This window comes from Pseudomonas fluorescens (genome assembly GCF_001648775.1).
Lineage (GTDB): Bacteria > Pseudomonadota > Gammaproteobacteria > Pseudomonadales > Pseudomonadaceae > Aquipseudomonas > Aquipseudomonas fluorescens_M.
Map to the genome: position 1 here is coordinate 396,442 of NZ_LVEJ01000010.1, position 26,006 is coordinate 422,447.

A 26,006-nucleotide genomic window follows, 5' to 3' on the forward strand; every position below is an offset into this window, starting at 1 on the left:
ACAGGATGCGCCTCACCATGACCTTCGACGTACGCCGCGCCAGCCTTGCTGACGCGGTAGCCCTCCCCGCGATCGAGCGTTCGGCAGCGCAATTGTTTCGTCTTGATCCGCCGTTGGCGTGGCTGGCTGATGCCCAGGTGCCCGATGTTGCCCAACATCGGCTGGCCATCGAACAGGCATACGTGTGGGTTGCTGAAAATAGCGATGGGCAACTGACTGGATTTGTTCGTGCTGTAGACATCGATCAGCACATGCACATTGAGGAGCTATCCGTCAGTCAGGCTTTTCAAGGACAAGGCATTGGTCGCGCACTGGTTGCGGCCGTCATCGAACAAGCGCGCGCGATGCAGTTGAACTCAGTGACGCTGACCACCTTCCGCGATCTGCCGTGGAATGCGCCGTTTTATCAGCGGTTGGGGTTTGTCGAGTTGGCGAATGTACAAGCCGATCGCCATTTGCGCGATGCGCTGCAAGCCGAAGTCCGTTATGGCTTTCCCGCAGAACGCCGCTGCGCGATGCGCCTGCGCCTGATTTGAAAGCAATGAAGATCCTTGTGGGAGCGAGCCTGCTCGCGAAAGCGCAGTGTCAGTCAACATTGATGTATCTGACCCAACGCATTCGCGAGCAAGCTCGCTCCCACAGGGATAGTGTTGTGGCAGCTTGACCGGTGGTGATTGCCCGGTGAGGATGGCGTACGCCCGCCAGGCATTTGAAATAAGGACATTGACCCTTCGTGGCCACCTACTCGCGCCTCATCCGCCGGTTGATGATCAGCTCGCTGACCGTTGTTATCAGCCGCGCGCTGATCAGCCCGCTACTGACGCTGTTCCTCAGCAACAAGCTCGGCCTCAACCCGCAAGACGTCGGCCTGCTGCTGGGCATCGCAGTGTTCAGCGCCACCCTGTTGTCGCTGTACGGCGGCTACATCATCGATCGGCTGGACAAGCGCCAGTTGCTGATCCTGACCATGCTCTCCAGCGGCATCGGCCTGATCCTGCTGACCTTCGCGCAGAATCTGTATCTGGTCACCCTGGTGCTGATCATCAGCGAAACCGCGTCGGCGCTGTTCCTCATCTGCTCCAAAGCCATCCTCAGTGAAAACCTGCCGGTGGGCCAGCGAGTCAAGGCGTTTTCCCTGAACTACACACTGACCAACATCGGTTACGCCGTCGGCCCGATGATCGGCGTGGTGATTGCCGGCATTCAGCCGTCAGCGCCGTTTATCGTCGCGGGCGCGATTGCCATCGGTAGCATCTTTCTGCTGTTCGGTGCCGTGCGCGAAGTGAATCCGGTCGCCGCGGTCGCTCAGCCACAAAGTTTTCTGAAAACCCTGATCATTCTGAAAAACGACCGAACGATGATCCTGTTTACCCTGGGCTGCCTGCTCAGCACGCTGGTGCACGGGCGTTTCACCCTGTACCTGTCGCAATACCTGCTGGTCACTCACACCCAGCAACAGACGCTGGACACCATGGCCGCCCTGCTCGCCTGCAATGCAATCACGGTGATCCTGTTGCAGTACCAGATCGGCCGCCTGCTCACCCGTGAACACCTGCGCTACTGGATTGCCGGCGGCACTGCGTTGTTCATCGTCGGGCTGATCGGCTTCAGTCTGGCCGACAGCCTGGTCGGCTGGTGTGTGGCGATGTTCATCTTCACCTTGGGCGAGATGATCATTTACCCGGCCGATTTTTTGTTTGTCGACACCCTCGCCCCGGAGGAACTGCGCGGCAGTTATTACGGTGCGCAGAACCTCGCAGCCCTGGGCGGTGCGGCCAGTCCGGTCATGTGCGGATTTTTGCTGATGCACACGCCGGCGCCTAGCATGTTCTATGCCCTGAGCGCACTGGCAGCTGTGGGCGGCTACTTGTGCTTCGTCAGTGGCCGTCGCGTCGTTTAAATTCAAAATTAATGCACTAAATCTGCATTAATATGAATTTGTCAGCATCGAGTTTGCCCGGCACACTGTGCACGTTCCTCCCCCAATGTTGGAACACTTCGAGGGCTTTCCGGATATGCCGGACAAGTCCTTTTTTTTGCCTCGAATTTGCTGCAAGGATCAGGTTTACATGCTCGCTCGCTGGTTGCCCGCCGCCATCAATACCCGCCCCACCGAATGGAGCCGCGCCGCCATCGGCATGGCGCTGGGCACGTTGTTCAGCGTGTGGCTTTGCGCGCAGGTGTTCGGCCATGAAGTCGCCTATCACCTGATCGGCCCGCTGGGCGCTTCGGCGGTGTTGCTGTTCGCCGTGTCCTCGGGCGCCCTCGCCCAGCCGTGGTCGATTCTCGGTGGCTATTTGTGTGCCGGCGTCGTTGCGTTGCTGATTGCCCACGTACTCGGCCGAACCCTTGGCAGCGCCTGTCTGGCCGCGGGCATGGCGCTGATTCTGATGTGCTGGCTGCGTTGCCTGCACCCACCCGCCGGCGCGTTGGCATTGACGCTGGTACTGGCCGATCCCGCGACCATCGCCATGGACTGGAAAGCCATGGAACCGGTGATGCTCGGCGCGGCTTGCATGCTGCTCAGTGCCCTCGCCTACAACAACCTGACGCGAATCCGTTACCCGAAACGCCCGGCTGAACCGGCGCCTCTCGTGGCCTCGGTCGACACGCAGGCGATCACCGCCGAAGACTTGAAACTGGCATTGGCGGACATGGAGGCGTTCATCGATGTCACTCCCGAGGATCTCGAACAACTGATCCACGCCAGCGAACTGCATGCCAAGCGTCGGAGCATTGGTGAAGTCTTCACCCAGTAATCTTTGCTATTTCGACTAAGGTAAAAACGCAAACTCCCCCTGCACATATCCCCGTTGTACACGGCAAATTTGCACTGTTACGATCCGTTAACGCTCGCGCGCGAGCTTTTCGAATAAAGACAATAAAAGCAGGGAGTTACTGATGACAGCTCAGGCTTCATCCCCGCGGACACCGTCCATGGATGCCACGCAAAACGAAGTGCTGGCCGAGGTTCGCAATCATATCGGTCACCTGACCCTCAATCGCCCCGCCGGTCTCAACGCCATTACTCTCGACATGGTGCGTCTGCTGCAACAGCAGCTCGATGCCTGGGCAACTGACGCCGACGTGCATGCCGTGGTCCTGCGCGGTGCCGGCGAAAAAGCCTTCTGCGCCGGCGGCGACATTCGTTCCCTGTACGACAGTTTCAAAAGCGGCGATACGCTGCACGAAGATTTCTTTGTCGAGGAATACGCCCTCGACCTGACCATTCATCACTACCGCAAACCGGTGCTGGCGCTGATGGACGGTTTCGTCCTCGGCGGCGGCATGGGCCTGGTGCAAGGCGCCGATCTGCGCGTGGTCACCGAGAAGAGCCGGCTGGCGATGCCGGAAGTGGCGATCGGTTATTTCCCGGACGTCGGTGGTAGTTATTTCCTGCCGCGCATTCCCGGTGAACTGGGGATTTATCTCGGCGTCAGCGGTGTGCAGATCCGCGCGGCCGATGCGCTGTATTGCGGGCTGGCCGACTGGTACCTGGACAGCAGCAAACTGGCGCTGCTCGACGAAAGACTCGATCAGATGGAATGGCAGGACACGCCGCTCAAGGCCCTGCAAAACCTGCTCGCCAAGCACGCCGTGCAAACTCTGCCTGATGCGCCGCTGGAGGCCTTGCGCCCGGCCATCGATCACTTTTTCGCCCTGCCGGATGTACCGAGCATGGTCGAACAATTGCGCGCAGTGACCGTCGCCGACAGCCATGAGTGGGCGACCACCACTGCTGACCTGCTGGAAACCCGCTCGCCGCTGGCCATGGCCGTGACGCTGGAGATGCTTCGTCGCGGCCGCCATCTGAGCCTGGAACATTGCTTCGCACTGGAGCTGTATCTGGATCGCCAGTGGTTTGCACGTGGCGACCTGATCGAAGGCGTCCGCGCCCTGCTGATCGACAAGGACAAGACACCGCGCTGGAACCCGCCGACCCTGGCTGCGCTGGACGCGGGCCATGTCGCGGGTTTCTTTGAAGGCTTTGATGAGAGCGGGAGCTGAGCCATGCACGATCTCGAACTGACTGAAGAACAAGTAATGATCCGCGACATGGCCCGGGACTTTGCCCGTGGCGAAATCGCGCCCTACGCGCAGGCATGGGAAAAGGCTGGCTGGATCGACGATGCGCTCGTTGCGAAGATGGGCGAATTGGGTTTGCTCGGCATGGTGGTGCCTGAAGAATGGGGTGGCACTTACGTCGATTACGTCGCCTACGCCTTGGCCGTGGAAGAGATTTCCGCCGGTGACGGTGCAACCGGCGCGTTCATGAGCATCCACAATTCGGTCGGCTGCGGCCCGGTGCTCAACTACGGCAGCGAAGCGCAGAAAAAGACCTGGCTGGCGGACTTGGCCAGTGGGAAAACCATCGGCTGCTTCTGCCTGACCGAACCGCAAGCCGGCTCCGAGGCGCACAACCTGCGCACCCGCGCCGAACTGCGTGACGGCCAGTGGGTGATCAACGGCGCCAAGCAATTTGTCAGCAACGGCAAACGGGCGAAGCTGGCGATCGTCTTTGCGGTGACCGATCCGGACCTGGGCAAGAAAGGTATTTCGGCGTTTCTGGTGCCGACCGATACCGCCGGTTTCATCGTCGATCGCACCGAACACAAGATGGGCATCCGCGCCTCTGATACCTGTGCGGTGACGCTAAACAACTGCAGCATCCCCGAGGCCAATCTGCTCGGTGAGCGCGGCAAAGGTCTGGCGATTGCCCTATCCAACCTTGAAGGCGGACGCATCGGCATCGCCGCACAAGCACTGGGCATCGCCCGCGCAGCGTTTGAAGCGGCGCTGGTGTATTCGCGCGACCGCATCCAGTTTGGCAAACCGATCAATGAACACCAGAGCATTGCCAACCTGCTGGCCGACATGCACATGCAAATCAACGCCGCGCGGTTGATGATCCTGCATGCGGCGCGGCTGCGTACGGCGGGCAAACCGTGCTTGTCAGAGGCTTCGCAGGCGAAGCTGTTTGCCTCGGAAATGGCCGAGAAGGTCTGCTCGTCGGCGATCCAGATTCATGGCGGCTATGGATATCTGGAGGATTATCCGGTCGAGAAGTACTACCGCGATGCGCGGATTACCCAGATCTACGAAGGCTCGAGCGAGATTCAGCGGATGGTCATTGCGCGGGAGCTGAAGCACTATCAGTTGTAACTGTGTGGCCCCCTTTCCCTCACCCCAGCCCTCTCCCAGAGGGAGAGGGGGCCGACCGAGGTGTCTGGCGTTATACGCCGACCTGAAAGACCGGGGCGATTATGGATTCAATAAAGCAGGCGTAACATCCCCCATTCAGTCCCTTTCCCAAAGGGAGAGGGGGCCGACCGAGGTGTCTGGCGTTATACGCCGACCTGAAAGACCGGGGCGATTATGGGTTCAATAAAGCAGGCGTAACATCCCCCATTCAGTCCCTTTCCCAAAGGGAGAGGGGCCGACCGAGGTGTCTGGCGTCATACATCGACCTGAAAGACCGGGGCGATTGTGGATTTCGGCGATTGTGGATTCAGTGATGGGCTCTCAGGTCGGCGTAAATCATCAATATCCCCCGATCAGTCCCCTCTCCCTCCGGGAGAGGGTTAGGGTGAGGGGCTTTTGATTTTAGTGCTCAGTTCTGCCCGGAACGCCTGATCGCCCTCACCCCCAACGCCGCCAGATCACTCTCCCCCTCACCCAGCGCCACCGCATCCAGCAAGTTATCGCGCAGCACACTGGCAACCGGCAGCGGCACATGTTTCGGCTCGCCAGCCTTCAACGCCAAGCCGACATCCTTCAAGCCCAGGCGCAACGTAAACCCGGCGCCCTCGGTTTCGCGCCCGGCAATCTTCGGCCCATAAACCTTGTAGGCCGGCGCCGCAAACAAGGTGTTGGTAATGAAATCGACGAAATCGTTATTGGCCACGCCATAGCTCTGGGTCAACGCCATCGCCTCGCCCGTGGCTTCGATGGCGCTGATCAGCATCATGTTGGTAGCGATTTTCAGGATGGCGGCGTTGACCGGGTCTTCACCCATTGGCCAGGTTTTCTGGCCCATGACATCAAGCAACGGCTGCACCTTGCTCAGGGCTACCGCAGGTCCGGCGACGGCGATGTTGAGCGTGCCCGCCTCAGCCAGGTCATTGCGACCGAACACCGGCGCGGCGATCAGTTCGACCTTGGCGCTGGCATGCAGCGCGGCCATTTCCCTGATGAAATCGACGGACAACGTGGCCATGCTTAGATGAATCAGGCCCGCTTTGCTGGCAGCCAGCGCACCGCTGTCGATCAATACGCTGCGGGTCACGGCATCGTCGGCGAGCATGCTGATCAGCACATCGACATCGAAGGCGTCGCGAGGATGGCTCGCGGCAATGGCGCCCTGCTGCACCAGTTGCTCGACCGCCGCTTGGCTGCGGTTCCACACCCACAACTGATGCCCGGCCTTGAGCAGATTGGCGGCCATGCCCTTGCCCATGGAACCCAGCCCGATAAATCCGATACGCATGTCGACCTCCGCAATGGTTTGCATGATTGCGGACAGACTAGCGGGAGTCGCCAAGCCTTAAAAGCTTCGCGAGCAAGCTCGCTCCCACAAGGATTTCCGGTGAGCATGAATCCTGGACACACCAACAGACCATGTGGGAGCGAGCTTGCTCGCGAAAGCGTCAGTCAGGTCAGCACATTACTTGCCAGTAAACTCCGGTGCACGCTTGGCGACGAACGCCGCCATCCCTTCCTTCTGATCCTGCGTGGCAAACGCGGCATGGAACACCCGACGTTCAAAACGCACGCCCTCCGTCAAGCTGACCTCAAAGGCACGGTTGACGCTCTCCTTGACCATCATCGCAATCGGCAGCGACTTGCTGGCAATCACCGCCGCCACCTTCAGCGCTTCGTCGAGGAGTTCATCACTCGGCACAATCCGCGCGACGATGCCGCAACGCTCAGCCTCAACCGCATCGATCAAACGCCCGCTCAGGCACATTTCCATGGCCTTGGCTTTGCCGACGGCGCGGGTCAGGCGCTGGGTGCCGCCCATGCCCGGCAGCACGCCGAGGTTGATTTCCGGCTGGCCAAATTTGGCGTTATCACCGGCCAGAATGAAGTCGCACATCAACGCCAGTTCACAGCCACCGCCAAGGGCGAAACCGTTGACCGCCGCAATGATCGGCTTACGGCGGTTGGCCACGCGGTCGCTGTCGCTGAACAGGTCATCCATGTAGATCTGCGGGTAGGTCAGCTCGGCCATTTCCTTGATATCGGCACCGGCGGCAAAAGCCTTTTTCGAACCGGTGAGGACGATGCAACCGATGTTGGCGTCGACTTCCAGTGCATCGAGGGCCTGGTTCACTTCGCTGACCAGTTGCGCATTCAGGGCATTCAGTGCCTGCGGGCGGTTGAGCGTGATCAGACCGACGCGGCCGTGGGTTTCCAGCAGAATGGTTTGGTAAGTCATGATGAAAATTCCTTGTCAAAGATTGCGCGAAATGACCATGCGTTGAATGTCGCTGGTGCCTTCGTAGATCTGGCAGACGCGCACGTCGCGGTAGATCCGTTCCAGCGGGAAGTCGTTGAGGTAACCGTAACCACCGAGGGTTTGCAACGCCATCGAACAGACCTTCTCGGCCATTTCCGAAGCGAACAGTTTGGCCATCGACGCCTCGACCAGTGCCGGTTGACCGCTGTCACGCAGGGCCGCCGCGTAATGCACCATCTGCCGGGCGACGGCGATTTGCGTGGCCATGTCGGCCAAGCGGAAAGCCACGGCTTGATGCTCAATGATCGGCTTGCCGAAGGTGTCACGTTCACGGGCATAATCGCGCGCGGCTTCAAATGCCGCACGGGCCATGCCCACCGATTGCGAAGCGATACCGACGCGCCCGCCTTCAAGGTTGGCCAAGGCGATTTTGTAGCCCTCGCCCTCTTCGCCCAAACGGTTGGCCACCGGCACTTTGACGTCTTCGAAGAGGATCTGGCAGGTGTCGGAGGCGTGTTGACCGAGCTTGTCTTCGACACGCGCGACTGTGTAGCCCGGCGAATCGGTCGGCACGATAAACGCGCTGATGCCGCGCTTGCCGGCGCTCGGATCGGTGACGGCAAACACAATCACGATCCCGGCGTTTTGCCCGGAGGTGATGAACTGTTTGCAGCCGTTCAGCACGTAGTGATCGCCTTCCAGCCGCGCGCGGGTTTTCAGGCTGCTGGCGTCGGAGCCGGCCTGCGGTTCGGTCAAGGCAAAGGCACCGAGCATGGCGCCGCTGGCCAGCGGTTTTAGGAAGCGTTCGCGCTGGTCGTCATTGCCGAACTTGAGGATCGGCACGCAACCCACCGAGTTGTGCACGCTCATGATCGTCGAGCAGGCGCCGTCACCGGCGGCGATTTCTTCAAGGGCCATGGCGTACGCCAGATAACCGGTGTCGCAGCCGCCCCACTGCTCCGGCACGAGCATGCCGAAGAAGCCCAGTTCGGCCATTTGGCCAATGGCTTCCTTGGGGAAACGGTGCTCGCGATCCCACTCGGCGGCGAACGGCTTGAGGCGTTCCTCGGCGAACTGCCGGGCCATGTCGCGGATCTGGGTTTGGTCTTCGTTGGGAATCATGGTGAATCCTTACTTCAGGTTCAGACACAAATCCTGTGGGAGCGAGCTTGCTCGCGAAAGCGGTATGTCATTCAACTTCGATGTTGGCTGACACGATGCCTTCGCGAGCAAGCTCGCTCCCACAGGGATTGGCGTTTGTTTCAATACACGCATTCCACGGCCATGGCTGTGGCTTCGCCGCCGCCGATGCAGATTGCAGCGATACCGCGTTTGAGGTTTCGCTGGCGCAGGGCCGACAGCAACGTCACCAGAATCCGCGCGCCCGACGCGCCGATCGGATGGCCCAGCGCACAGGCACCCCCATGCACGTTCAACTTGTCATGCGGAATTTCCAGGTGCGTCATCGCCGCCATGCCGACCACGGCAAACGCCTCGTTGACCTCGAACAGATCGACATCACCCAGCGACCAACCGGTTTTCTTGATCAGCTTCTTGATCGCCCCAATCGGCGCCACCGGGAACAGGCCCGGGGTATCGGCGAACGCTGCATGACCATGGATCACAGCCAACGGTTTCAGCCCGAGTTTCTGCGCTTGCGACTGACGCATCAGCACCAGCGCCGCCGCGCCGTCAGAGATTGAACTGGAGTTCGCCGCTGTCACCGTGCCGCCTTCGCGGAAGGCCGGTTTCAGCGAGGCAATCTTGTCCAGTTTGGCTTTCGGTGGTTGTTCGTCGTGGCTGATCAGCACTTGTTCTTTGCCGACGGTCACGGTCAGCGGGACGATTTCGTCCTTGAAGCTGCCGTCCTTGATCGCCTGCTGCGCGCGGGTGGTCGAGGCGATGGCAAAGGCGTCCTGCGCCTCACGGCTGAAGTCATTGGTTTCGGCGCAATCCTCGGCGAAGGTGCCCATCAGGCGCCCTTTGTCGTAAGCGTCTTCGAGACCGTCGAGGAACATTGAGTCGAGCACCCGACCATGGCCCATGCGGTAACCGGCGCGGGCACGATCGAGCAGGTACGGCGAGTTGGACATGCTTTCCATGCCACCGGCGATCACCACATCGGCGCTGCCGGCAATCAGCATGTCGTGGGCGAGAATGGTGGTTTCCATGCCCGAGCCGCACATCTTGTTGACGGTGGTGCAGCGGGTCGATTTATCCAGCCCGGCGCCGAGCGCAGCCTGACGCGCCGGTGCCTGACCGAGGCCGGCAGGCAGCACGCAACCGAACAACACTTCATCGACCGCATCGCTGGCGACACCGGCACGCTCAACCGCAGCCTTGATTGCCGCAGCGCCGAGTTGCGGCGCGGTGAGGCTTTTCAGTTCGCCCTGAAAACCGCCCATGGGCGTGCGCACGGCGCTGACGATAACAATCGGATCGTTGGAAATAGTCATGACAAATCCTCCTTACTTGGCGGCCATGCGCAAGGCGCCGTCGAGACGGATCACCTCGCCGTTGAGCATGCTGTTTTCGATGATATGCCGAACCAGCGCGGCGTATTCGCCAGGCTTGCCCAGACGCGGCGGGAACGGCACGCCGGCGGCCAGCGAGTCGCGGACTTCCGGGGTCATGCCGGCCATCATCGGCGTTTCGAAAATGCCCGGAGCGATGGTCATCACACGGATGCCGAAGCGCGCCAGCTCACGGGCGGCTGGCAGGGTCAGGCTGGCGATCGCGCCTTTCGAAGCGGCATACGCTGCCTGGCCGATCTGGCCGTCGAAGGCTGCAACCGATGCGGTGTTGATGATCACGCCGCGCTCGCCGTCAGCGTTGGCCTCGGATTCGGCGATGGCCGCCGCGGCCAGACGCAGCATGTTGAAGCTGCCGATCAGGTTGACGTTGATCACCTGCGCGAAGCTGCTCAACGCGTGTGGGCCGTTCTTGCCGAGGATCTTCTCGCCACGAACGATGCCGGCGCAGTTGACCAGACCATTGAGACTGCCAAATGCGGCGACGGTCGCTTGCACGGCGGCTTCGGCAGCGGCTTCGTTGCTGATGTCGGCGACGACACTCTGTGCGCCGAGACGTTGAGCCTGAGCGGCGACCGCTTCGGCGTTCATGTCCACCAACATCACTTTGGCGCCGGCACTGACCAGCAATTGCGCGGTGGCGGCACCGAGGCCGGAGGCGCCGCCAGTGACGATAAAAACCTTGTTCTCGATCTGCATGACTGTAGGTCCTGATTCAAGCTGAAACGTTAGGCGCCGCGGCCTCTTGAGCCTTGGCGATTTCCTGGTTGCGCAAGATAAAGCGCTGCAATTTGCCACTCGGGGTCTTGGGCAATTCGCTGACAAATTCGATTTCACGTGGGTACGAATGCGCGGCCAGACGTTTGCGCACGTGTTGACGCAGTTCTTCGGCAAGCTCCGGCGCCGCACGGTATTGCGCGCTCAGCACCACGAAGGCTTTGACCAGTTCGGTGCGCTCCGGGTCCGGTTTGCCGACGACTGCCGCTTCGACGACTGCCGGGTGTTCGATCAGCGCGCTCTCGACATCGAACGGGCCGACGCGATAGCCGGACGTGGTGATGACGTCATCGCTGCGGCCGACGAAGCTGATGCTGCCGTCACCGTTCCATTCCACGGTGTCGCCGCTGAGGTAGTAATCGCCGACGAAGGCTTTGGTCGGCGCGCCTTCGTAACCACCGAACCAGCACATCGGCGATTGCGCACGGTCGATGGCGAGAATGCCCGGCTGGCCGACGCCGAGTTCGTTGTACTGATCATCGAGCACGACGATGCGATGGCCCGGCGAGGCGAAACCGGCGGCGCCGAGGTGCACCGGATGCTCGAGACCGTGGTGGTTGCACAGCACCATGCCCAGTTCGGTCTGGCCGTAATGGTCATGGATGACCACGTCGAGGTTGTCGGCGAACCAGCGGATCACTTCCGGGTTCAGCGGCTCGCCGGCGCTGCTGACGATGCGCAACTTGCCCTTGATCGACTTGGCGAACTGATCTCCACCGGCAATCAGCAAGCGATAAGCCGTCGGCGAACCGGTGAGGTTGGTGATGCCGTATTTGTTGATCACCCGGCAGGTGCTTTCGAGGGTGAACGGGCCATCGTAGAAAGTGATCGGATGGCCCATCGACAACGGCCCGGTGACGCCGAAATAGATGCCGTAGGCCCAGCCCGGATCGGCGACATTCCAGAACGAATCTTCCGGGCGCAGATCGACGGCGTCGCGGGTGTAACTCTGGAACGCGACGATGGCTTTCAGTGGTACGGACAGCGCTTTCGACGGGCCGGTGGTGCCCGAGGTGAACATCAGCAGAAACGGGTCTTCGCCGGTCAGCAGCAGCGGTTCGCAGACGCTGGAATAATTGGCCAGTTCGGCCCAGAAGCTGTAATCGCCACGGACGATGCCCTGGCCTTTAACGCCGCCAACGGTGACGAGTGTCGGGCAGTCGGCGACTTCAGCGAGTTTCGGCCGGTTGACCGCGTCAGTGACCACGACTTTGGCGCCGGAGCTGTTCAGGCGATGTTCGAGGGCTTTGGGGCCGAATGCGGTGAACAGCGGCTGATACACCGCGCCGATGCGCCAGGTGGCGAGCACGGTGATGAGCAATTCGATGTTGCGCGGCAGCAGGCCGGCGACTTTGTCGCCCTTCTGCACGCCTTGGGCGAGGAGGAAATTGGCGAAACGCGCGGCGTTATCCTGCAGTTCACTGAAGGTGTACGTCGCACTGGCGCCGTCGCGGCCCTCCCAAAACAGCGCGATGCGCCCCGGCAAGGCATGGCGGTCGCAGCATTCGACGCAGGCGTTGAGCGCCTCAAGCGTACCGCTGAGTGCGGCGTCCACGGTGTGCTGATAGTTGAACTGTTCAGTGGCAGACAAGTAATCGCGCATTGCCAGAATCCCTCTGTGTTTTTATTAGGTTGGGAACCGTAAACAACAGAGGGATAGTCGCGCTGTGCGGGGCTTGGGGCAATGGTCAAAGCCATCAAAGTGGCTGACTGGTTTGGCCAAGGTTTAAGTTTTTTGTTGCATGGACTGGCGCTTTCGCGAGCAGGCTCGCTCCCACAGGGGCGATGCATTCCAAATGTGGGAGCGAGCCTGCTCGCGAAGAGGCCGGGTCAGACAACCTCATTCAGGATCAGCGTGCGATAGTGGCCCGGATTCGATCCCGACCACTTGCGAAACGCCTTGTAGAACGAACTCGCATCAGCGAACCCCAACCGACTGGCGATCTCGACAAAACTGATAGAAGGTTCCGCCAGCCAGACAATGGCCAATTCCTTGCGCACACTGTCCTTGAGGCCTTGATAGGTCTGCCCTTCCTCGGCCAGACGGCGGCGCAATGTCGAGGCCGACATGCACAACTGCTGCGCCAGCGCTTCAGTCTCCGGCCATTGCTCGGCGGGCAACTGGCGCAGATCCTGCTTGATCCGACTGGCCAGGCTTTCCGGGTCGCGGTACTTGACCAGAATGTTCGCCGGCGCCTGGGCCAGAAAGCGTTTCAGCTCTTCGGCAGAACGTTTGATCGGCAGATCAAGGCAATCGGCGGAGAAAATCATCCGCGTACGCGGCCGATCAAAACGCAGGTTCTCGGAAAACATCACCCGGTAGTCATCGGTGAAGTCCGGCGCCGCACAGCGCAATTCAATCGCCAGAATCGGAATCCGCCGCCCGGCCAGCCAACAGGCGACGCCGTGGACGATCATCCAATAGGTGAAATAGGTGAAGGCGCGGCGGGGCTCGGGATCATCTTCGAGCAGAACGATTTCCGCCAGACTTTGCTGATGCACCAGTTGCGCCGGCATGCGCTCGAGCATCAGTGACAGAAAACTCAACCCCGAGCCCAAACCCGCCGCCAGTGTCGGTTGCGCCATCGCACTGCGGCAGAGGAACTCCAGGCTGCCGGACTTGAGCTTGCGCGGATCCATGCCGAAAAACTCGTCATCGCCGCGCCGGGCCAGCAGGCGCCAAAGCCTGGCGTACTGCGAGGCCGGCACCCTGGCGTGCTCATCGCGCAGCAACGCCGGAGCAATCCCGACCTTGTTCAAGACTTCTTCCGTGGCCACGCCCGGGGCACAACTTTGCAGCAGTGCTTCACGCACCAGTTGAACGGCGATGGTGTCTTTTTCCGACATGGATCGCGGTAAACCTTGTTGTTTTTAATTGACCGGCATCTTACCCCAAACCCGACTCCGATCCCTTGTGGGAGCGAGCTTGCTCGCGAAAGCGTTGGTTCAGTCACAGAGATGTCGACCGGTCAGCCCCCTTCGCGAGCAAGCTCGCTCCCACAGGGTTCTGTGTTGGGGCAAAAATTCAGGCTGTTCAGCTACCGTTCAGGTTCATGTCAATGATTGTCATGTGAGAATGCTTGTCATTATGTTACAACTTGTAACCTCTTCGAATGACTTAGTGGATGTCGAATGCTCGTTCCCTTTCTGATCATGCTGCGCGAAGGCATTGAAGCCGCGCTGATCGTTGGCATCATCGCCAGCTACCTGCAACAGACCGGCCGAGGCCAGTGGATGCCTGCCGTGTGGATCGGCGTTTTTCTCGCCGCCGCACTCGCGCTGTTGGTCGGCGGTGGCCTGGAACTGGTCAGCGCGGAATTCCCGCAAAAGCAGCAGGAGCTGTTCGAAGGCATTGTCGGACTGGTCGCCGTGGGCATTCTCAGTTCCATGGTGTTCTGGATGCGCAAGGTCGCGCGTTCGATCAAGCATTCGCTGCAAGCCTCGCTGGATGAGGCGCTGACGTCCTCCAGGCACCAGGTGATCGCGCTGATCGCCATGGTGTTTTTCGCCGTGGCTCGCGAGGGTCTGGAAACGGTGTTCTTCCTCCTCGCCGTATTCCAGCAAAGTGAAGGCCCGGGCGCGCCGATCGGCGCCCTGCTCGGCCTGATTCTGGCGATCATCGTCGGTTTCCTGATCTACACCGGCAGCATGCGCCTCAACCTTTCCGCCTTCTTCAAGTGGACTGGCCTGTTCATTCTGGTCGTGGCCGCCGGGATTCTCGCCAACTCGGTGCAGGCCCTGCATGAAGCCGGGCTGTGGAATCACCTGCAAACCGTGCTGTTCGACTTCAGTGCGACGCTGCCGATGGACGGCCCTGTGGGCTCGGTGCTGGCCGGCATGTTCGGGTACCAGGACACGCCGACCGTCAGCACCCTCGGCGCGTATCTGATTTATTTGGTGGTGGCGCTGGTGATGTTCTTCTACCCCGCCGCGCCGGCGACCCCCAAAGCCGCCAAATCGTCTTCAGTTTCCAGCCAATAAGGGCATTCATGTCAAAGCCTAATACTCCTCAGGCCTCCCCTCCCCGCGCCTTGCGCTGGGCCGTGGCCGGTTCAGTGGTGGTGATGTTCGCCGCCGGTGGACTGTTTTATTACGCCTCGAAAATGGCCGCGGCCAAGCGTCAACACAACCACGATGAAGTGGTGGTCAACATTCATCCGGGCAGTTGCGAACCCAACGCGCTGACGGTGCCGGCCGGGCGCGCCAGTTTCCGAATCGTCAACCGCTCCGAGCGCGCCGTGGAATGGGAAATTCTCGACGGCGTGCTGGTCGTCGAAGAACGCGAAAACATCGCTCCCGGCCTAAGCCAGGTAATCAACGCCAACCTGCAACCCGGCGATTACGCGATCACCTGTGGCTTGCTGAGCAACCCGCGCGGCACCCTGCACGTGACGCCGACGGCTGCGTCGGATGCCGCCGCCAAGGCCAAACCGTCGATGGTCGCCTTCGTCGGGCCGCTGTCGGAATTCCGCGTGTACCTGGCCAGCCAGAGCAGCGCGCTGATCAAAGCCGTGACCGCGCTTAACCAGGCGATTGAAAGTGGCGACCTGGAGCAAGCGCAAGCGTTGTACCTGCCGGCCCGCGCGGCTTATCAGCATCTGGCCCCGGCCGCCCAGCGTCTGGCCGAACTGGACAACAACATCAACGCCCGCGCCGACTACTTCGAGAAGCGTGAGCAGGATCCGGCCTTCGTCGGTTTCCATCGCCTCGAATACGGCCTGTTCCAGCAACGCAAACTCGATGAACTGGCGCCGGTTGCCCAGCGCCTGCTCGGCGACGTCACCACGCTCAAACAGCAATTGCTCGCCCAGAGCCTGCCGCCGGAGCAACTGGTGAGCATCATCGTGCGCAACCTCAACACCTTGGCCGACGTCCGCGCCGCCAGCGGTGAAGAAGAACGCTACAGCCACAGCGACCTCAACGGTTTCGCCGCCAACGCGCAAACCGCGCGCAAAGTCGTCGATCTGCTGCGGCCGATGCTGACCAAGTCGGCCGCCGACCTGTTGCCGAAAATCGACCAGGCACTGGCGGACTTCGACACACAACTCAACCGCTACAAGATCAAGGACGGCTACGCCAGCTACGACTCCGTCAGCGGCGAACAACGCAAGCAGATTGCCGACAAGGCCCAGGCCCTGGCCGACGCGCTGGATGGCATCGATCCCGCCCTTGGCCTCTCCGGCCTGTAAGCAGAAGACGAATTCGCGATGAAAGATTCAGAAAACCTCAACCTGCAACGTCGCCGTGTCCTGATGGGCATGGGCGCCGCCGGTGTCGCCCTCGCAGGTTCAGCCCTGAGCTGCCCGGCGATGGCCGCCGCGCCGGCACAAGTCACTGAAGCACCCAGCAGCGACAAGACCGAAGACCGCCACGATTTCCACGGTGTGCACCAGACCGGCATCGTTACCCCGCGCCCGGCCTCGGGCATGCTGGTTTCATTCGACGTGTTGGCCAGTGATCGTGAAGATCTGGAGCGGCTGTTCCGCACGCTCAACGAGCGCATCGCGTTCCTGATGAAGGGCGGCCCGGTCGCGCAGATCGATCCGAAACTGCCGCCACCGGACTCCGGCATCCTCGGCCCGAACGTCACGCCGGATAACCTGACCATCACCGTTTCCGTCGGTGAGTCGCTGTTCGACGAACGCTTCGGTCTGGCCGACGCCAAGCCCAAGCGCCTGCAACGCATGGTCGGTTTCCCCAACGATGCACTGGAAGCCGATTGCTGCCACGGCGACTTGAGCTTGCAGTTCTGCTCCAACACCACCGACACCAACATTCACGCCCTGCGCGACATCGTCAAAAACCTCCCTGATCTGCTGCTGGTGCGCTGGAAACAGGAAGGCAGCGTGCCGCCGCAAGCCCCGGCGAAACCGGGTGTGCCGGCGCAATCGGCGCGCAATTTCCTCGGTTTCCGTGACGGTTCGGCCAACCCGAACTCCAACGACGCCAAAGCCATGGACAGCATCGTCTGGGTGCAACCGGGCAGCGATGAACCGGCCTGGGCTGCGCATGGCAGCTATCAAGCGGTGCGGATCATCCGCAACTTTGTCGAGCGTTGGGACCGCACGCCCTTGCAGGAACAGGAAAGCATCCTCGGTCGGGTGAAAACCTCCGGCGCACCTATCGGCGGCAGCCATGAAACCGAGGTGCCGGATTACCACAAGGATCCAGAAGGCAAGCTGACCAAACTCGACGCGCACATTCGCCTGGCCAACCCGCGCACTGCTGCGAGCCAGGCCAACCTGATCCTGCGTCGGCCGTTCAACTATTCGAATGGCGTGAACAAAAACGGCCAGCTCGACATGGGCCTGCTGTTCATCTGTTACCAGGCCGACCTGGAAAAAGGCTTCATCACCGTGCAGACCCGCCTCAACGGCGAACCGCTTGAGGAATACCTCAAACCGGTCGGCGGCGGGTACTTCTTCACCCTGCCGGGTGTCACGGGCGACAAGGACTTCATCGGTCGCTCGCTGCTCAATGCCACACAACCGAAAACCGCTGCATAAAAACAACACTCAACACTGGAGCCGCCCCCATGAAAAAGACGCCACTCGCGTTATTGCTGACCCTTGGTTTGCTCAACACCCCGCTGTCGGCGTTCGCCGCGACAGCACCGCTGGATCTGGTCGGGCCGGTGTCGGACTACAAGATCTACGTCACCGAGCAACTCGATGAGCTGGGCAGCCACACCCAGCAATTCACCGACGCGGTGAAGAAAGGCGATCTGGCCACCGCGCAAAAGCTCTACGCACCGACCCGCGTTTACTACGAGTCGATCGAGCCGATTGCCGAGCTGTTCAGTGACCTCGATGCGTCCATCGACTCGCGCGTCGACGACCACGAAAAAGGCGTGAAGGCTGAAGACTTCACCGGTTTCCACCGCATCGAATACACGCTGTTCTCGGAAAAAAGCACTGCCGGCCTGAACGAGCTGGCAGACAAGCTCAACAGCGACGTCAAAGACCTGCAAACCCGCGTCGCCGGCCTGACCTTCCCGCCTGAGAAAGTCGTCGGCGGTGCTGCTGCACTGCTGGAAGAAGTCGCCGCGACCAAGATCTCCGGTGAAGAAGATCGCTACAGCCACACCGACCTGTATGACTTCCAGGGCAACATCGACGGCGCGAAAAAAATCGTTGACCTGTTCCGTCCGCAGATCGAGAAACAGGACAAGGCTTTCGTTGCGAAGGTCGACAAGAACTTTGCCACCGTCGACAAGATTCTGGCCAAGTACAAGACCAAGGATGGTGGTTTCGAGACGTATGACAAGGTGAAGGATAACGACCGTAAAGCGCTGGTCGGGCCGGTGAATACACTGGCTGAAGACCTGTCCACGTTGCGTGGCAAGTTGGGTCTGAATTAGGTTTTTGTAGCGTCGGTCTGGCCCCTTCGCGAGCAAGCTCGCTCCCACATTTGGAATGCATTTCCTGTGGGAGCGAGCTTGCTCGCGAAGACTTTATCAGCCGCGCTAGATAATTTCGATTTTAGAGAATCCGGTAGAGCAACCGCTCAATCCGCACCCGACTCACCCGCTTGAGAAACTTGGCCACCCCGGCCGGGTATTCCGGCAGCGTCTCCAGACTCTGGAAATTCTCGATCCGCGTGGTGTGGCGGAAAATCTCTTCCAGCTCCTTCGCTCGCGGTTCCAGCCATTCCCCTTTCGGATCATCGATCAACAACGCGTTTTCCAGATCCAGGCGGAACGCGCGTGGATTGAGGTTGTTGCCGGTCAGCAGCGTATAGCGCTGATCGATCCACATGCCCTTGAGGTGATAGGTGTTGTCGCCATCACGCCACAAGTGCAGGTTCAACTGACCGCTGTCGATGTTGCGCTGATGGCGCTTGGCGAAGCGACGCAGGCTGATCTCGTACAGATACGGCAGCGCGGCGATCACCTTGAACGGCTCGCTCGGCGGAATGTAGAAGTCGTTGGCGGTCTTGTCGCCGACCACGATGTCGATCTTCACACCACGGGCCAGTGCGCGATTGATCTCACGGATCACGCCCAGCGGCAGGTTGAAGTACGGCGTACAAATGGTCAGTTGCTTTTGCGCGCTGGCGATCAGTTCGAGGATCGCCCGGTTCAACGGGTTGTTCTTGCCCACACCCAACAACGGGCTGACCGACAAACCTTCATGCGCGGTGCTGCCGGCGCTGGTGTCGTACGTCGCGTATTTGAGGCGGCTGCGCAGGTCGCCGATGTCGTTGCGCAAGCTGCGAGTGGTCGGCAGGTTGGGCAGATCGAGGCGATGCACCGCTTTCGATTCGATCAAGCCGTGTTTGACCAGATGATGCATCGAGTCGGCCAGTTCAGCGCTTTGCAGGACGTGATAGCGGTCGAAACGGTATTTGTCGAACTTGTGCAGGTACACATTGTTCAGGCTTGCGCCGCTGTAGACCACGCAATCGTCGATTACGAAGCCCTTCAAATGCAGGACGCCGAACAGTTCGCGAGTTTGCACCGGCACGCCGTAGACCGGCACTTCGCTCTGGTGCGTGCGGGTCATTTCCTGATACCACGCCGAGTTGCCCGGCTGCTTGCCGGCACCGATCAGACCGCGCTGGGCGCGCAACCAATCGACCACCACGGCAATTTCAAGCTCGGGGCGTTTGAGCTTGGCGGCGTGCAAGGCATCGAGGATTTCCTGACCGGCTTCGTCTTGCTGCAGATACAGCGCGACGATGTAGATGCGCTGCGTCGCCGTGGCGATTTTCTCGAGCAGGCAACGACGGAACTCGGCGGCACCGGACAGAATGGTCACGGCCTCGGCGGTCAGCGGAAAGCTGCGCAGTTTGGGCAGCAAGGAGCGTTTGAAAAGCAACGGCATAGGGCTCGCAATGGGTCGAATCCGAAGAACCCGAGAGCTTACACCATCACATCCTTCGGGTCTTGTTAGTGTCTGTAATGGCCCCTTCGCGAGCAGGCTCGCTCCCACAGGGGAATGCATTTCAAATGTGGGAGCGAGCCTGCTCGCGAAAGCGATTTCACCAGCAATAAAAATACTTGCTTGACCATGGAGAACAATCGTTCTACTGTTCGCCACATGAACGAAATCACTAGCAACGACACACGCGACATCATCCTGGATGTCACCGAAAAGTTGATCTATAAAAGTGGCATCGCTGCCACCAGCATGGACCTTCTGGTGAAAACCGCCGGTGTCTCCAGAAAAAGTATCTACCGTTACTTTGCCGACAAGGACGCCTTGACCGTCGCCGCCCTGCAACGCCGCGACATACGCTGGATGCACTGGTACCGCAGCGCTGTCGATCAGGCCGAAACCCCGGCCGATCGCCTGCTCAACCTGTTTACCGTGCTCAAGAGCTGGTTCGCCTCGGAAGGCTTTCGCGGCTGCGCGTTCATCAACACCAGCGGTGAAACCGGCGACCCTCAGGATGCGGTTCGGCTGGTCGCCAAAGAACACAAACAGAAGCTGCTCGACTACGTGTGCGAGCTGTGTACCGAACATGGTGCCGAGGATCCGCAACTGCTGGCCAAACAGCTGCTGATCCTGATTGACGGCGCCATTACCGTAGCGCTTGTGATGGGTGATCACAGTGCCGCCGATAATGCGCAATGCATGGCGCGAAAGTTATTGGACCTGTAACGCCTTAATAAGCCGGACTTGTTGTTCAATTATTAATTAGATCGGGAGACTGAACATGTCTACTGCAGCCCAGGTACGTCCGCCATTGCCGCCCTTCAACCGCGAATCGGCGATCGAGAAAGTTCGACTGGCCGAGGATGGCTGGAACTCCCGCGACCCGGAACGGGTATCGCTGGCCTATACCCTCGACACAAAGTGGCGCAACCGCGCCGAGTTCGCCAACAACCGCGAAGAAGCCAAGGCCTTCCTGACCCGTAAATGGGCGAAAGAGCTGGATTACCGTTTGATCAAGGAGCTCTGGGCTTACTCGGATACCCGCATCGCTGTGCGTTACGCTTATGAATGGCACGATGATTCGGGTAACTGGTTCCGCTCCTACGGTAACGAAAACTGGGAGTTCGATGAGCAGGGCCTGATGTTTCAGCGCTATGCGTGCATCAACGACATGCCGATCAAGGAAAGCGAACGCAAGTTCCACTGGCCACTGGGGCGTCGCCCGGATGATCATCCGGGCCTGTCCGACCTCGGCCTGTAATTTCAAATAGATCGAATGTGGGAGCGAGCTTGCTCGCGAATGCGGTGTATCAGTAATCACAACATTTACTGAAAGGACGCCTTCGCGAGCAAGCTCGCTCCCACAGGGTTCTCTGGGATCAAACCACCGCAGCGGCATGCTGCGAATGCGCCTTGGCCTCAAGTCCGCGAACCAGCGGCAACACCCGCCGCCCGAAATACTCGACCTCTTCCTGAAAGTGCAGAAACCCCGCCAGCACCAGATCCACCCCCACCGCTTTCAACGCGACAATCCGCTGGGCAATCTGCAACGGCGTGCCAATCAAATTGGTCTTGAAACCATCGTTGTATTGCACCAGATCCTCAAACGTCGATTTTGCCCAGTTACCCTCACCCTCCGGCGATGCCCGGCCCGCCTGTTTCGCTGCGTCGCCAAAGGCATTCACCGCCTCCGGGTCGGCCTGTTCGATAATCTGCGCGAGCACGGCCCGCGCCTCTTCTTCGGTATCGCGGGCGATGACGAAGGCATTCACGCCGACCTTCACCGAATGATGATTCGCCGCTGCTTTGGCACGAATATCGTCGACCTGCGCCTTGATCCCTTCAACGCTGTTGCCATTGGTGAAATACCAGTCCGAGACTCGCGCCGCCATATCCCGCGCCGCACGGGAACTGCCGCCCTGGAAGATTTCCGGACGGCCCAACGGTTTTGGTTTCAAGCTGTAATTGTCGAAGCGGTAGAAGTCGCCGCGAAAGGTGAAGTTGTCCTGGCTCCACACGCCCCGTAGCGAACGAATGAATTCTTCGGAGCGGCGATAACGCTCGTCATGCTCCAGCCAGTGCTCACCGATGGCCTGGAACTCACCTTTGAACCAGCCACTGACGATGTTTACCGCGATGCGACCATTGGTGAGTTGGTCGATGGTTGCCAGTTGCTTCGCCGCCAGCGCCGGTTGCCACGGACCGGGCAGAATCGCGGCGATCACTTTGAGTTTGCTGGTGGCAGCGAGCAGTGCATGGCTGAACGCGACGGACTCGTGCTGAAACTCGGCACCGTAACCGGCGGTGAAGCGGATCTGCGTCAGCGCATATTCAAACCCGGCGGCCTCGGCGATCTGCGCCAGTTTGCGGTTGTAGTCGATGCCCCAATCGGTGCGCTGCTCGATCTTGCTGACCACCAGCCCACCGCTGACGTTCGGCACCCAGTAGGCAAATTTCACGGCTTGCTGACTCATTGGCGTGTCCTCGGGACATGTGGGGAGATGGGAGAGGTAGAGCAGCAAGCGTGCCAGGGCTGGAATGCCCGTTTTTGTTGGTGTTCGGCGTTGAATAGATGTTTTGGAGAGGGGAGATTTGTTGGCTGGATGTTGAGTGGGCAACAGTAGATTTTGCAGTGGCTGGAAAGCCGCCTTCGCGAGCAAGCTCGCTCCCACAGGGGATTTGTAGTGAATATCGATATTGCGAACAACCCAAAAACTGTGGGAGCGAGCCTGCTCGCGAAGGCGTCAGACGGGTCGCCGCAACACTTGGAAATGAGTAACATGACCGCCCTCCCCGCAGCCAAATCTGCGCCCTGCCGAATAAGCCGATTCCATGCCTTTCGAACTCAGCGTTGACCTCACCACCCTGGCCATTCTGGCCTTCGTCGCTTTCATAGCCGGTTTCATCGATGCCATCGCCGGCGGTGGCGGTCTGTTGACCACCCCTGCCCTGCTGACGGCCGGCCTGCCGCCGCATCTGGTGCTCGGCACGAATAAACTGAGTTCGACGTTTGGCTCGGCCACCGCCAGTTTCACCTTCTACAAGCGCAAGCTGTTCCACCCGCGCCAATGGACCCACGCGATTGTTGGCACTCTAGTCGGCGCACTGACCGGCGCCATCGTCGCCCATTACCTGCCGGCCGAATGGCTGAACAAGATGCTCCCGGTGATCGTCTTCGCCTGCGGTTTGTATTTGCTGTTCGGCGGTACGCCAAAAGCGCCGCTGGACAGCGACGCACCGATCAAAAAGAAATGGCAGTCGACCCAGGGTTTCAGCCTCGGTTTCTATGACGGCGTGGCCGGCCCCGGCACGGGCGCATTCTGGACGGTGAGCAGCCTGCTGCTCTACCCGATCGATCTGGTCAAAGCCAGCGGCGTGGCGCGCAGCATGAACTTCGTCAGCAACATTGCGGCGCTGTCGGTGTTCGTGTTTTCCGGGCAGGTGGACTGGATCATCGGCCTGAGCATGGGCCTGTCGGTGATGGTCGGCGCGTTCTTTGGCGCGCGCACCGCAATCAGCGGTGGCGCCAAGTTCATTCGCCCGGTGTTCATCACCGTGGTGCTGGGTTTGACCGTGCGCCTAGCCTGGCAGCACTGGTTCAGCGTGGCCTAAGCGCCGCGCCACGTAGACGTCGATCAGGTAACGGGCAATCGACTTTGACGCCGGCAACGGCGGCAGGTCGTGCACGTTGAACCACTGGGCGTCTTCGATCTCGTCTTCCTGACAAACAATCTCGCCACCGGCATATTCGGCATGGAAGCCGAGCATCATCGAGTGCGGGAACGGCCAGCACTGGCTACCCAGGTACTGAATGTTCTTCACTTCGATCTGCACTTCCTCACGCACTTCCCGAATCAGGCAATCTTCGGCCGATTCGCCAGGTTCGGCGAACCCGGCCAGCGTACTGTAAACGCCAGTGACGAAACGCGGAGAACGTGCCAGCAGGATCTCGTCGCCACGGGTGATCAGCACGATCATGCTCGGCGAAATCCGTGGATAACTGCGCAAATCACACGGCTGGCAATACATCGCCCGCTCACGCGGCACCTGCGTCATGGCCTGGCCGCAGTTACCGCAAAAACGGTGCTCGCGGGCCCACGTGCCAATCTGCGCGGCGTAACCGAGCACTTTGTAGATCGTGTGCTCGCCGTCGAGCATGAACGCCCGCAGACCTTTCCAGTTGCAACCCGGCACCTCGCTGGCGCTGCGCAGTTCGAGCAAGTACACCGGCTCGCCGTCGAGATGGCCGATGCCGTGCTCGGCGAGGACTGACAAATCCTGACGCTTGAGCCATTCGCGCGGGAACAGCGCGCCGTTGTCGTCGAACAGAAAACCGTCCGGGCTGCGCGCCACGGCCCAGCCGCCAGGTTGATCGGTGTCGAGTACTGCAGTGGTCCAGCGAGCTGTCATGGTTTCTCAGTCCAGAAATTCGGGTTTCTGTTTGCTCATGTGGGCGGCCATGGCCACGCGCAAGTCGGTGGATTGCAACATGGCGGCGTTCCAGGTGGCAACGTATTCGAGACCATCGTCGATGCGGTGGTCGCGCATGTAGCTGATCATTTCCTTGGTGCCGGTGATCGCAATCGGCGACTTCGAAGCGATCTCGCGGGCGATGTCGATCACGCCTTCGAGCAGCGCGTCTTTGTCGCTGTAGATGCGATTGACCAGGCCAATGCTGCGCGCCTCGTCAGCGCCGAAGGTGCGACCGGTGTAAGCCAGTTCACGCAGCATGCCGTCACCGATGATCCGTGGCAACCGTTGCAATGTGCCAACATCGGCGGCCATGCCGATGTCGATTTCCTTGATCGAGAATTGCGCGTCTTCGGCGGCGTAGCGCATGTCGCAGGCGGCAATCAGGTCGATGGCACCGCCCAGGCAATAGCCCTGAATGGCCGCGAGCACCGGTTTGCGGCAGTTATCGACGGCATTGAACGAGGCTTGCAGGGTGAGGATCTTGCGGCGCAGCAGGCGCGCGTTGCGGCCGACGTCCTTGCCCAGTTCATTGGCGACGCCGGCGAGCATCATCAGGTCGATGCCGGAGGAAAAATGCTTACCGTTGCCGCTGAGCACCACCACGCGCACTTCGTCGGTGTCGTCGATCCACTGGAAGATCTCGACGATCTCGCTCCAGAACGCCGCGTTCATCGAGTTGATCTTCTCCGGGCGATTGATCTGCACATGGGCGATGTTATCGGCCAGTTCGACGCTGAAGGCGGAGTATTGAGTCATGGCAGTGATCCTTTACCGGGCTGAAAATGAGGCCCGAACTATAACAAGGCATCACAGCGGCGGTTCGGCCAAATGCGGGACTGTCTTGAGTTTTACTTTGCCTGTGCCGGCCTCTTCGCGAGCAAGCTCGCTCCCACAGGGGGAATGCATTTCGAAATGTGGGAGCGAGCCTGCTCGCGAAGGCGTCCGATCAGTCACTACAAATCATCTGGCCAAACGCCGCAACCCAAACAACATCCCCCCCGCCCCCAACAACATCACCGCCAGAAACACCGGATAGGAAACCCACCACGGCGTCCCCGCCGTCATCATGCTGAATTCCGACATCCCGCCAATACTCGCAATCAGGTTCAACGGCAGAAACACCACGTTGATCAACGTCAGCTTGCGCAGCAGGTTGTTCATGCTGTTGTTCATCAGGTTGCCGCGCGCATCGATCAGCCCGGAAAACACCGTGGAGTAGATTTCCGCCTGCTTGTAGCACTGGTTGTTTTCGATGATCAAGTCGTCGATCAGGCCGAGCGCTTCACTGCCGAAGTGTTGTTTTTCCGCGTGATTGCGCAGCCGCGTCAGCACCGCGCCGTTGCTGTGCAGGGCGTTGATGTAATAGATCAGGCTTTCACTGAGGTTGAACATCTGGATCAGATGCTGGTTCTGCATCGAGGCGTTGAATTTCTGCTGCAACTCGCGGGCGACCAGTTTGATCACCTTCAAGTGCCCGAGGTAGTGATGGATGTTGTTGAACAACAGGTCGAGCAGCACATCCAGTGGCGTATTTAACGCCTGACGTGTGCCGAGGCCGTGCAACGGCGTGTCATCGGTGGCAATCACCAACAGTTGTCCCGGGGAGAACAACAAACCACACGACGACACTTCAAACGCCAGGCTGCCAGCCCCGGAATAGTTTTCCGGACGCTTCCAGATCAGAAACAGGTGATCGGGATGAAACTCGATCCGCGAGACCTCATCCGGATCCAACGCCGAGGCCAGCGCGTGTTCATCGACCTTGAAATGGCTGTGCAGCAAGTCACGCTCGGCGGCGTCGGGATTGCTGAACAGCATCACCTCGGCGTCCAGTCGCTCAACCCGCTGCAAGGCGCCGTGGCTCAATGCGAAGCGACTGATCATCGG

At 60.2% G+C, this 26,006-nt stretch carries 24 protein-coding genes; 12 read left to right on the forward strand and 12 right to left on the reverse strand.

All coding sequences use genetic code 11. The annotated features are described in order from the left end of the window. Positions 1-17 precede the first annotated feature (17 nt). The 5 genes from A8O26_RS11835 (at position 18) to A8O26_RS11855 (ending at position 5,163) form a co-directional block, all read left to right on the forward strand. Positions 18-536 (forward strand): GNAT family N-acetyltransferase, encoded by a 519-nt coding sequence (locus A8O26_RS11835; RefSeq protein WP_064118155.1) that lies wholly within the window; start codon positions 18-20, stop codon positions 534-536. Between the two features lie 197 nt (positions 537-733). Continuing rightward, the gene (locus A8O26_RS11840) at positions 734-1,900 is read left to right on the forward strand and encodes an MFS transporter (RefSeq protein ID WP_064118156.1); all 1,167 of its coding nucleotides are present in this window, start codon (positions 734-736) and stop codon (positions 1,898-1,900) included. 169 nt (positions 1,901-2,069) lie between these two features. Continuing rightward, positions 2,070-2,759, forward strand: a complete 690-nt coding sequence (locus A8O26_RS11845) for an HPP family protein (protein WP_064118157.1) — start codon at positions 2,070-2,072, stop codon at positions 2,757-2,759. Between the two features lie 142 nt (positions 2,760-2,901). Then, positions 2,902-4,008: an enoyl-CoA hydratase/isomerase family protein gene (locus A8O26_RS11850; RefSeq protein ID WP_064118158.1), complete on the forward strand. Its 1,107-nt coding sequence runs from the start codon at positions 2,902-2,904 to the stop codon at positions 4,006-4,008. 3 nt (positions 4,009-4,011) lie between these two features. Further along, positions 4,012-5,163 (forward strand): acyl-CoA dehydrogenase family protein, encoded by a 1,152-nt coding sequence (locus tag A8O26_RS11855; protein WP_064118159.1) that lies wholly within the window; start codon positions 4,012-4,014, stop codon positions 5,161-5,163. Between the two features lie 448 nt (positions 5,164-5,611). Here A8O26_RS11855 and A8O26_RS11860 read toward each other — a convergent pair whose 3' ends face one another. The 7 genes from A8O26_RS11860 to A8O26_RS11890 form a co-directional block, all read right to left on the reverse strand. Then, on the reverse strand, positions 5,612-6,487 hold the full coding sequence (locus A8O26_RS11860) for an NAD(P)-dependent oxidoreductase (protein WP_064118374.1): 876 nt from the start codon (positions 6,485-6,487) through the stop codon (positions 5,612-5,614). A gap of 177 nt (positions 6,488-6,664) precedes the next feature. Then, on the reverse strand, positions 6,665-7,438 hold the full coding sequence (locus A8O26_RS11865; protein WP_064118160.1) for an enoyl-CoA hydratase: 774 nt from the start codon (positions 7,436-7,438) through the stop codon (positions 6,665-6,667). 15 nt (positions 7,439-7,453) lie between these two features. Next, on the reverse strand, positions 7,454-8,581 hold the full coding sequence (locus tag A8O26_RS11870; protein ID WP_064118161.1) for an acyl-CoA dehydrogenase: 1,128 nt from the start codon (positions 8,579-8,581) through the stop codon (positions 7,454-7,456). Between the two features lie 140 nt (positions 8,582-8,721). Continuing rightward, positions 8,722-9,915, reverse strand: coding sequence for an acetyl-CoA C-acyltransferase (locus A8O26_RS11875; RefSeq protein ID WP_064118162.1), 1,194 nt, complete (start codon positions 9,913-9,915; stop codon positions 8,722-8,724). A 12-nt stretch (positions 9,916-9,927) separates the two neighbouring features. Continuing rightward, entirely contained in the window at positions 9,928-10,689 is a 762-nt protein-coding gene (locus A8O26_RS11880; protein ID WP_064118163.1) for an SDR family NAD(P)-dependent oxidoreductase, read from the reverse strand. Positions 10,690-10,705: 16 nt separating this feature from the next. Beyond that, positions 10,706-12,370 carry an AMP-binding protein gene (locus tag A8O26_RS11885; RefSeq protein WP_064118164.1) on the reverse strand — a complete coding sequence of 555 codons (1,665 nt, stop codon included), beginning with the start codon at positions 12,368-12,370 and terminating at the stop codon, positions 10,706-10,708. Between the two features lie 227 nt (positions 12,371-12,597). Continuing rightward, entirely contained in the window at positions 12,598-13,614 is a 1,017-nt protein-coding gene (locus tag A8O26_RS11890) for an AraC family transcriptional regulator (protein WP_064118165.1), read from the reverse strand. A 285-nt stretch (positions 13,615-13,899) separates the two neighbouring features. On the opposite strand from A8O26_RS11890, the gene efeU reads away from it, so the two are divergent. From efeU to efeO (A8O26_RS11910), 4 genes are read left to right on the forward strand one after another with little or no spacing between them, the layout of a single operon-like run. Further along, positions 13,900-14,748 (forward strand): iron uptake transporter permease EfeU, encoded by an 849-nt coding sequence (efeU, locus tag A8O26_RS11895; protein WP_064118166.1) that lies wholly within the window; start codon positions 13,900-13,902, stop codon positions 14,746-14,748. Between the two features lie 8 nt (positions 14,749-14,756). Continuing rightward, positions 14,757-15,956 carry an iron uptake system protein EfeO gene (efeO, locus tag A8O26_RS11900; RefSeq protein ID WP_064118167.1) on the forward strand — a complete coding sequence of 400 codons (1,200 nt, stop codon included), beginning with the start codon at positions 14,757-14,759 and terminating at the stop codon, positions 15,954-15,956. An 18-nt stretch (positions 15,957-15,974) separates the two neighbouring features. Further along, positions 15,975-17,273: an iron uptake transporter deferrochelatase/peroxidase subunit gene (gene efeB / locus A8O26_RS11905; RefSeq protein ID WP_064118168.1), complete on the forward strand. Its 1,299-nt coding sequence runs from the start codon at positions 15,975-15,977 to the stop codon at positions 17,271-17,273. Between the two features lie 29 nt (positions 17,274-17,302). Next, the gene (efeO, locus tag A8O26_RS11910; protein WP_064118169.1) at positions 17,303-18,127 is read left to right on the forward strand and encodes an iron uptake system protein EfeO; all 825 of its coding nucleotides are present in this window, start codon (positions 17,303-17,305) and stop codon (positions 18,125-18,127) included. A gap of 121 nt (positions 18,128-18,248) precedes the next feature. On the opposite strand, the gene pssA is transcribed toward efeO (A8O26_RS11910), so the two are convergent. Next, the gene (gene pssA, locus A8O26_RS11915) at positions 18,249-19,592 is read right to left on the reverse strand and encodes a CDP-diacylglycerol--serine O-phosphatidyltransferase (protein WP_064118170.1); all 1,344 of its coding nucleotides are present in this window, start codon (positions 19,590-19,592) and stop codon (positions 18,249-18,251) included. Positions 19,593-19,808: 216 nt separating this feature from the next. Here pssA and A8O26_RS11920 point away from each other — a divergent pair, with 216 nt between their 5' ends. Together A8O26_RS11920 and A8O26_RS11925 are read left to right on the forward strand one after the other, a co-directional pair. Next, positions 19,809-20,372, forward strand: a complete 564-nt coding sequence (locus tag A8O26_RS11920) for a TetR/AcrR family transcriptional regulator (RefSeq protein WP_064118171.1) — start codon at positions 19,809-19,811, stop codon at positions 20,370-20,372. Between the two features lie 55 nt (positions 20,373-20,427). Beyond that, complete coding sequence (locus A8O26_RS11925) at positions 20,428-20,907, forward strand: DUF1348 family protein (RefSeq protein ID WP_034153955.1); 480 nt, start codon at positions 20,428-20,430, stop codon at positions 20,905-20,907. A gap of 118 nt (positions 20,908-21,025) precedes the next feature. Here A8O26_RS11925 and sfnG read toward each other — a convergent pair whose 3' ends face one another. Continuing rightward, positions 21,026-22,120, reverse strand: coding sequence for a dimethylsulfone monooxygenase SfnG (gene sfnG / locus A8O26_RS11930; protein WP_064118172.1), 1,095 nt, complete (start codon positions 22,118-22,120; stop codon positions 21,026-21,028). A 358-nt stretch (positions 22,121-22,478) separates the two neighbouring features. Between sfnG and A8O26_RS11935 the strand changes: the two genes are divergently transcribed. Continuing rightward, positions 22,479-23,258, forward strand: a complete 780-nt coding sequence (locus A8O26_RS11935; RefSeq protein WP_064118173.1) for a TSUP family transporter — start codon at positions 22,479-22,481, stop codon at positions 23,256-23,258. Here the strand turns inward: A8O26_RS11935 and nudC are convergent. The 3 genes from nudC to A8O26_RS11950 form a co-directional block, all read right to left on the reverse strand. Next, positions 23,226-24,056 (reverse strand): NAD(+) diphosphatase, encoded by an 831-nt coding sequence (nudC, locus tag A8O26_RS11940; protein WP_064118174.1) that lies wholly within the window; start codon positions 24,054-24,056, stop codon positions 23,226-23,228. The genes A8O26_RS11935 and nudC overlap by 33 nt on opposite strands. Before the next feature lie 6 nt (positions 24,057-24,062). Further along, on the reverse strand, positions 24,063-24,875 hold the full coding sequence (locus A8O26_RS11945; RefSeq protein WP_064118175.1) for a crotonase/enoyl-CoA hydratase family protein: 813 nt from the start codon (positions 24,873-24,875) through the stop codon (positions 24,063-24,065). 204 nt (positions 24,876-25,079) lie between these two features. Continuing rightward, positions 25,080-26,003, reverse strand: coding sequence for a magnesium transporter CorA family protein (locus A8O26_RS11950; RefSeq protein WP_064118176.1), 924 nt, complete (start codon positions 26,001-26,003; stop codon positions 25,080-25,082). Positions 26,004-26,006: the final 3 nt, after the last annotated feature.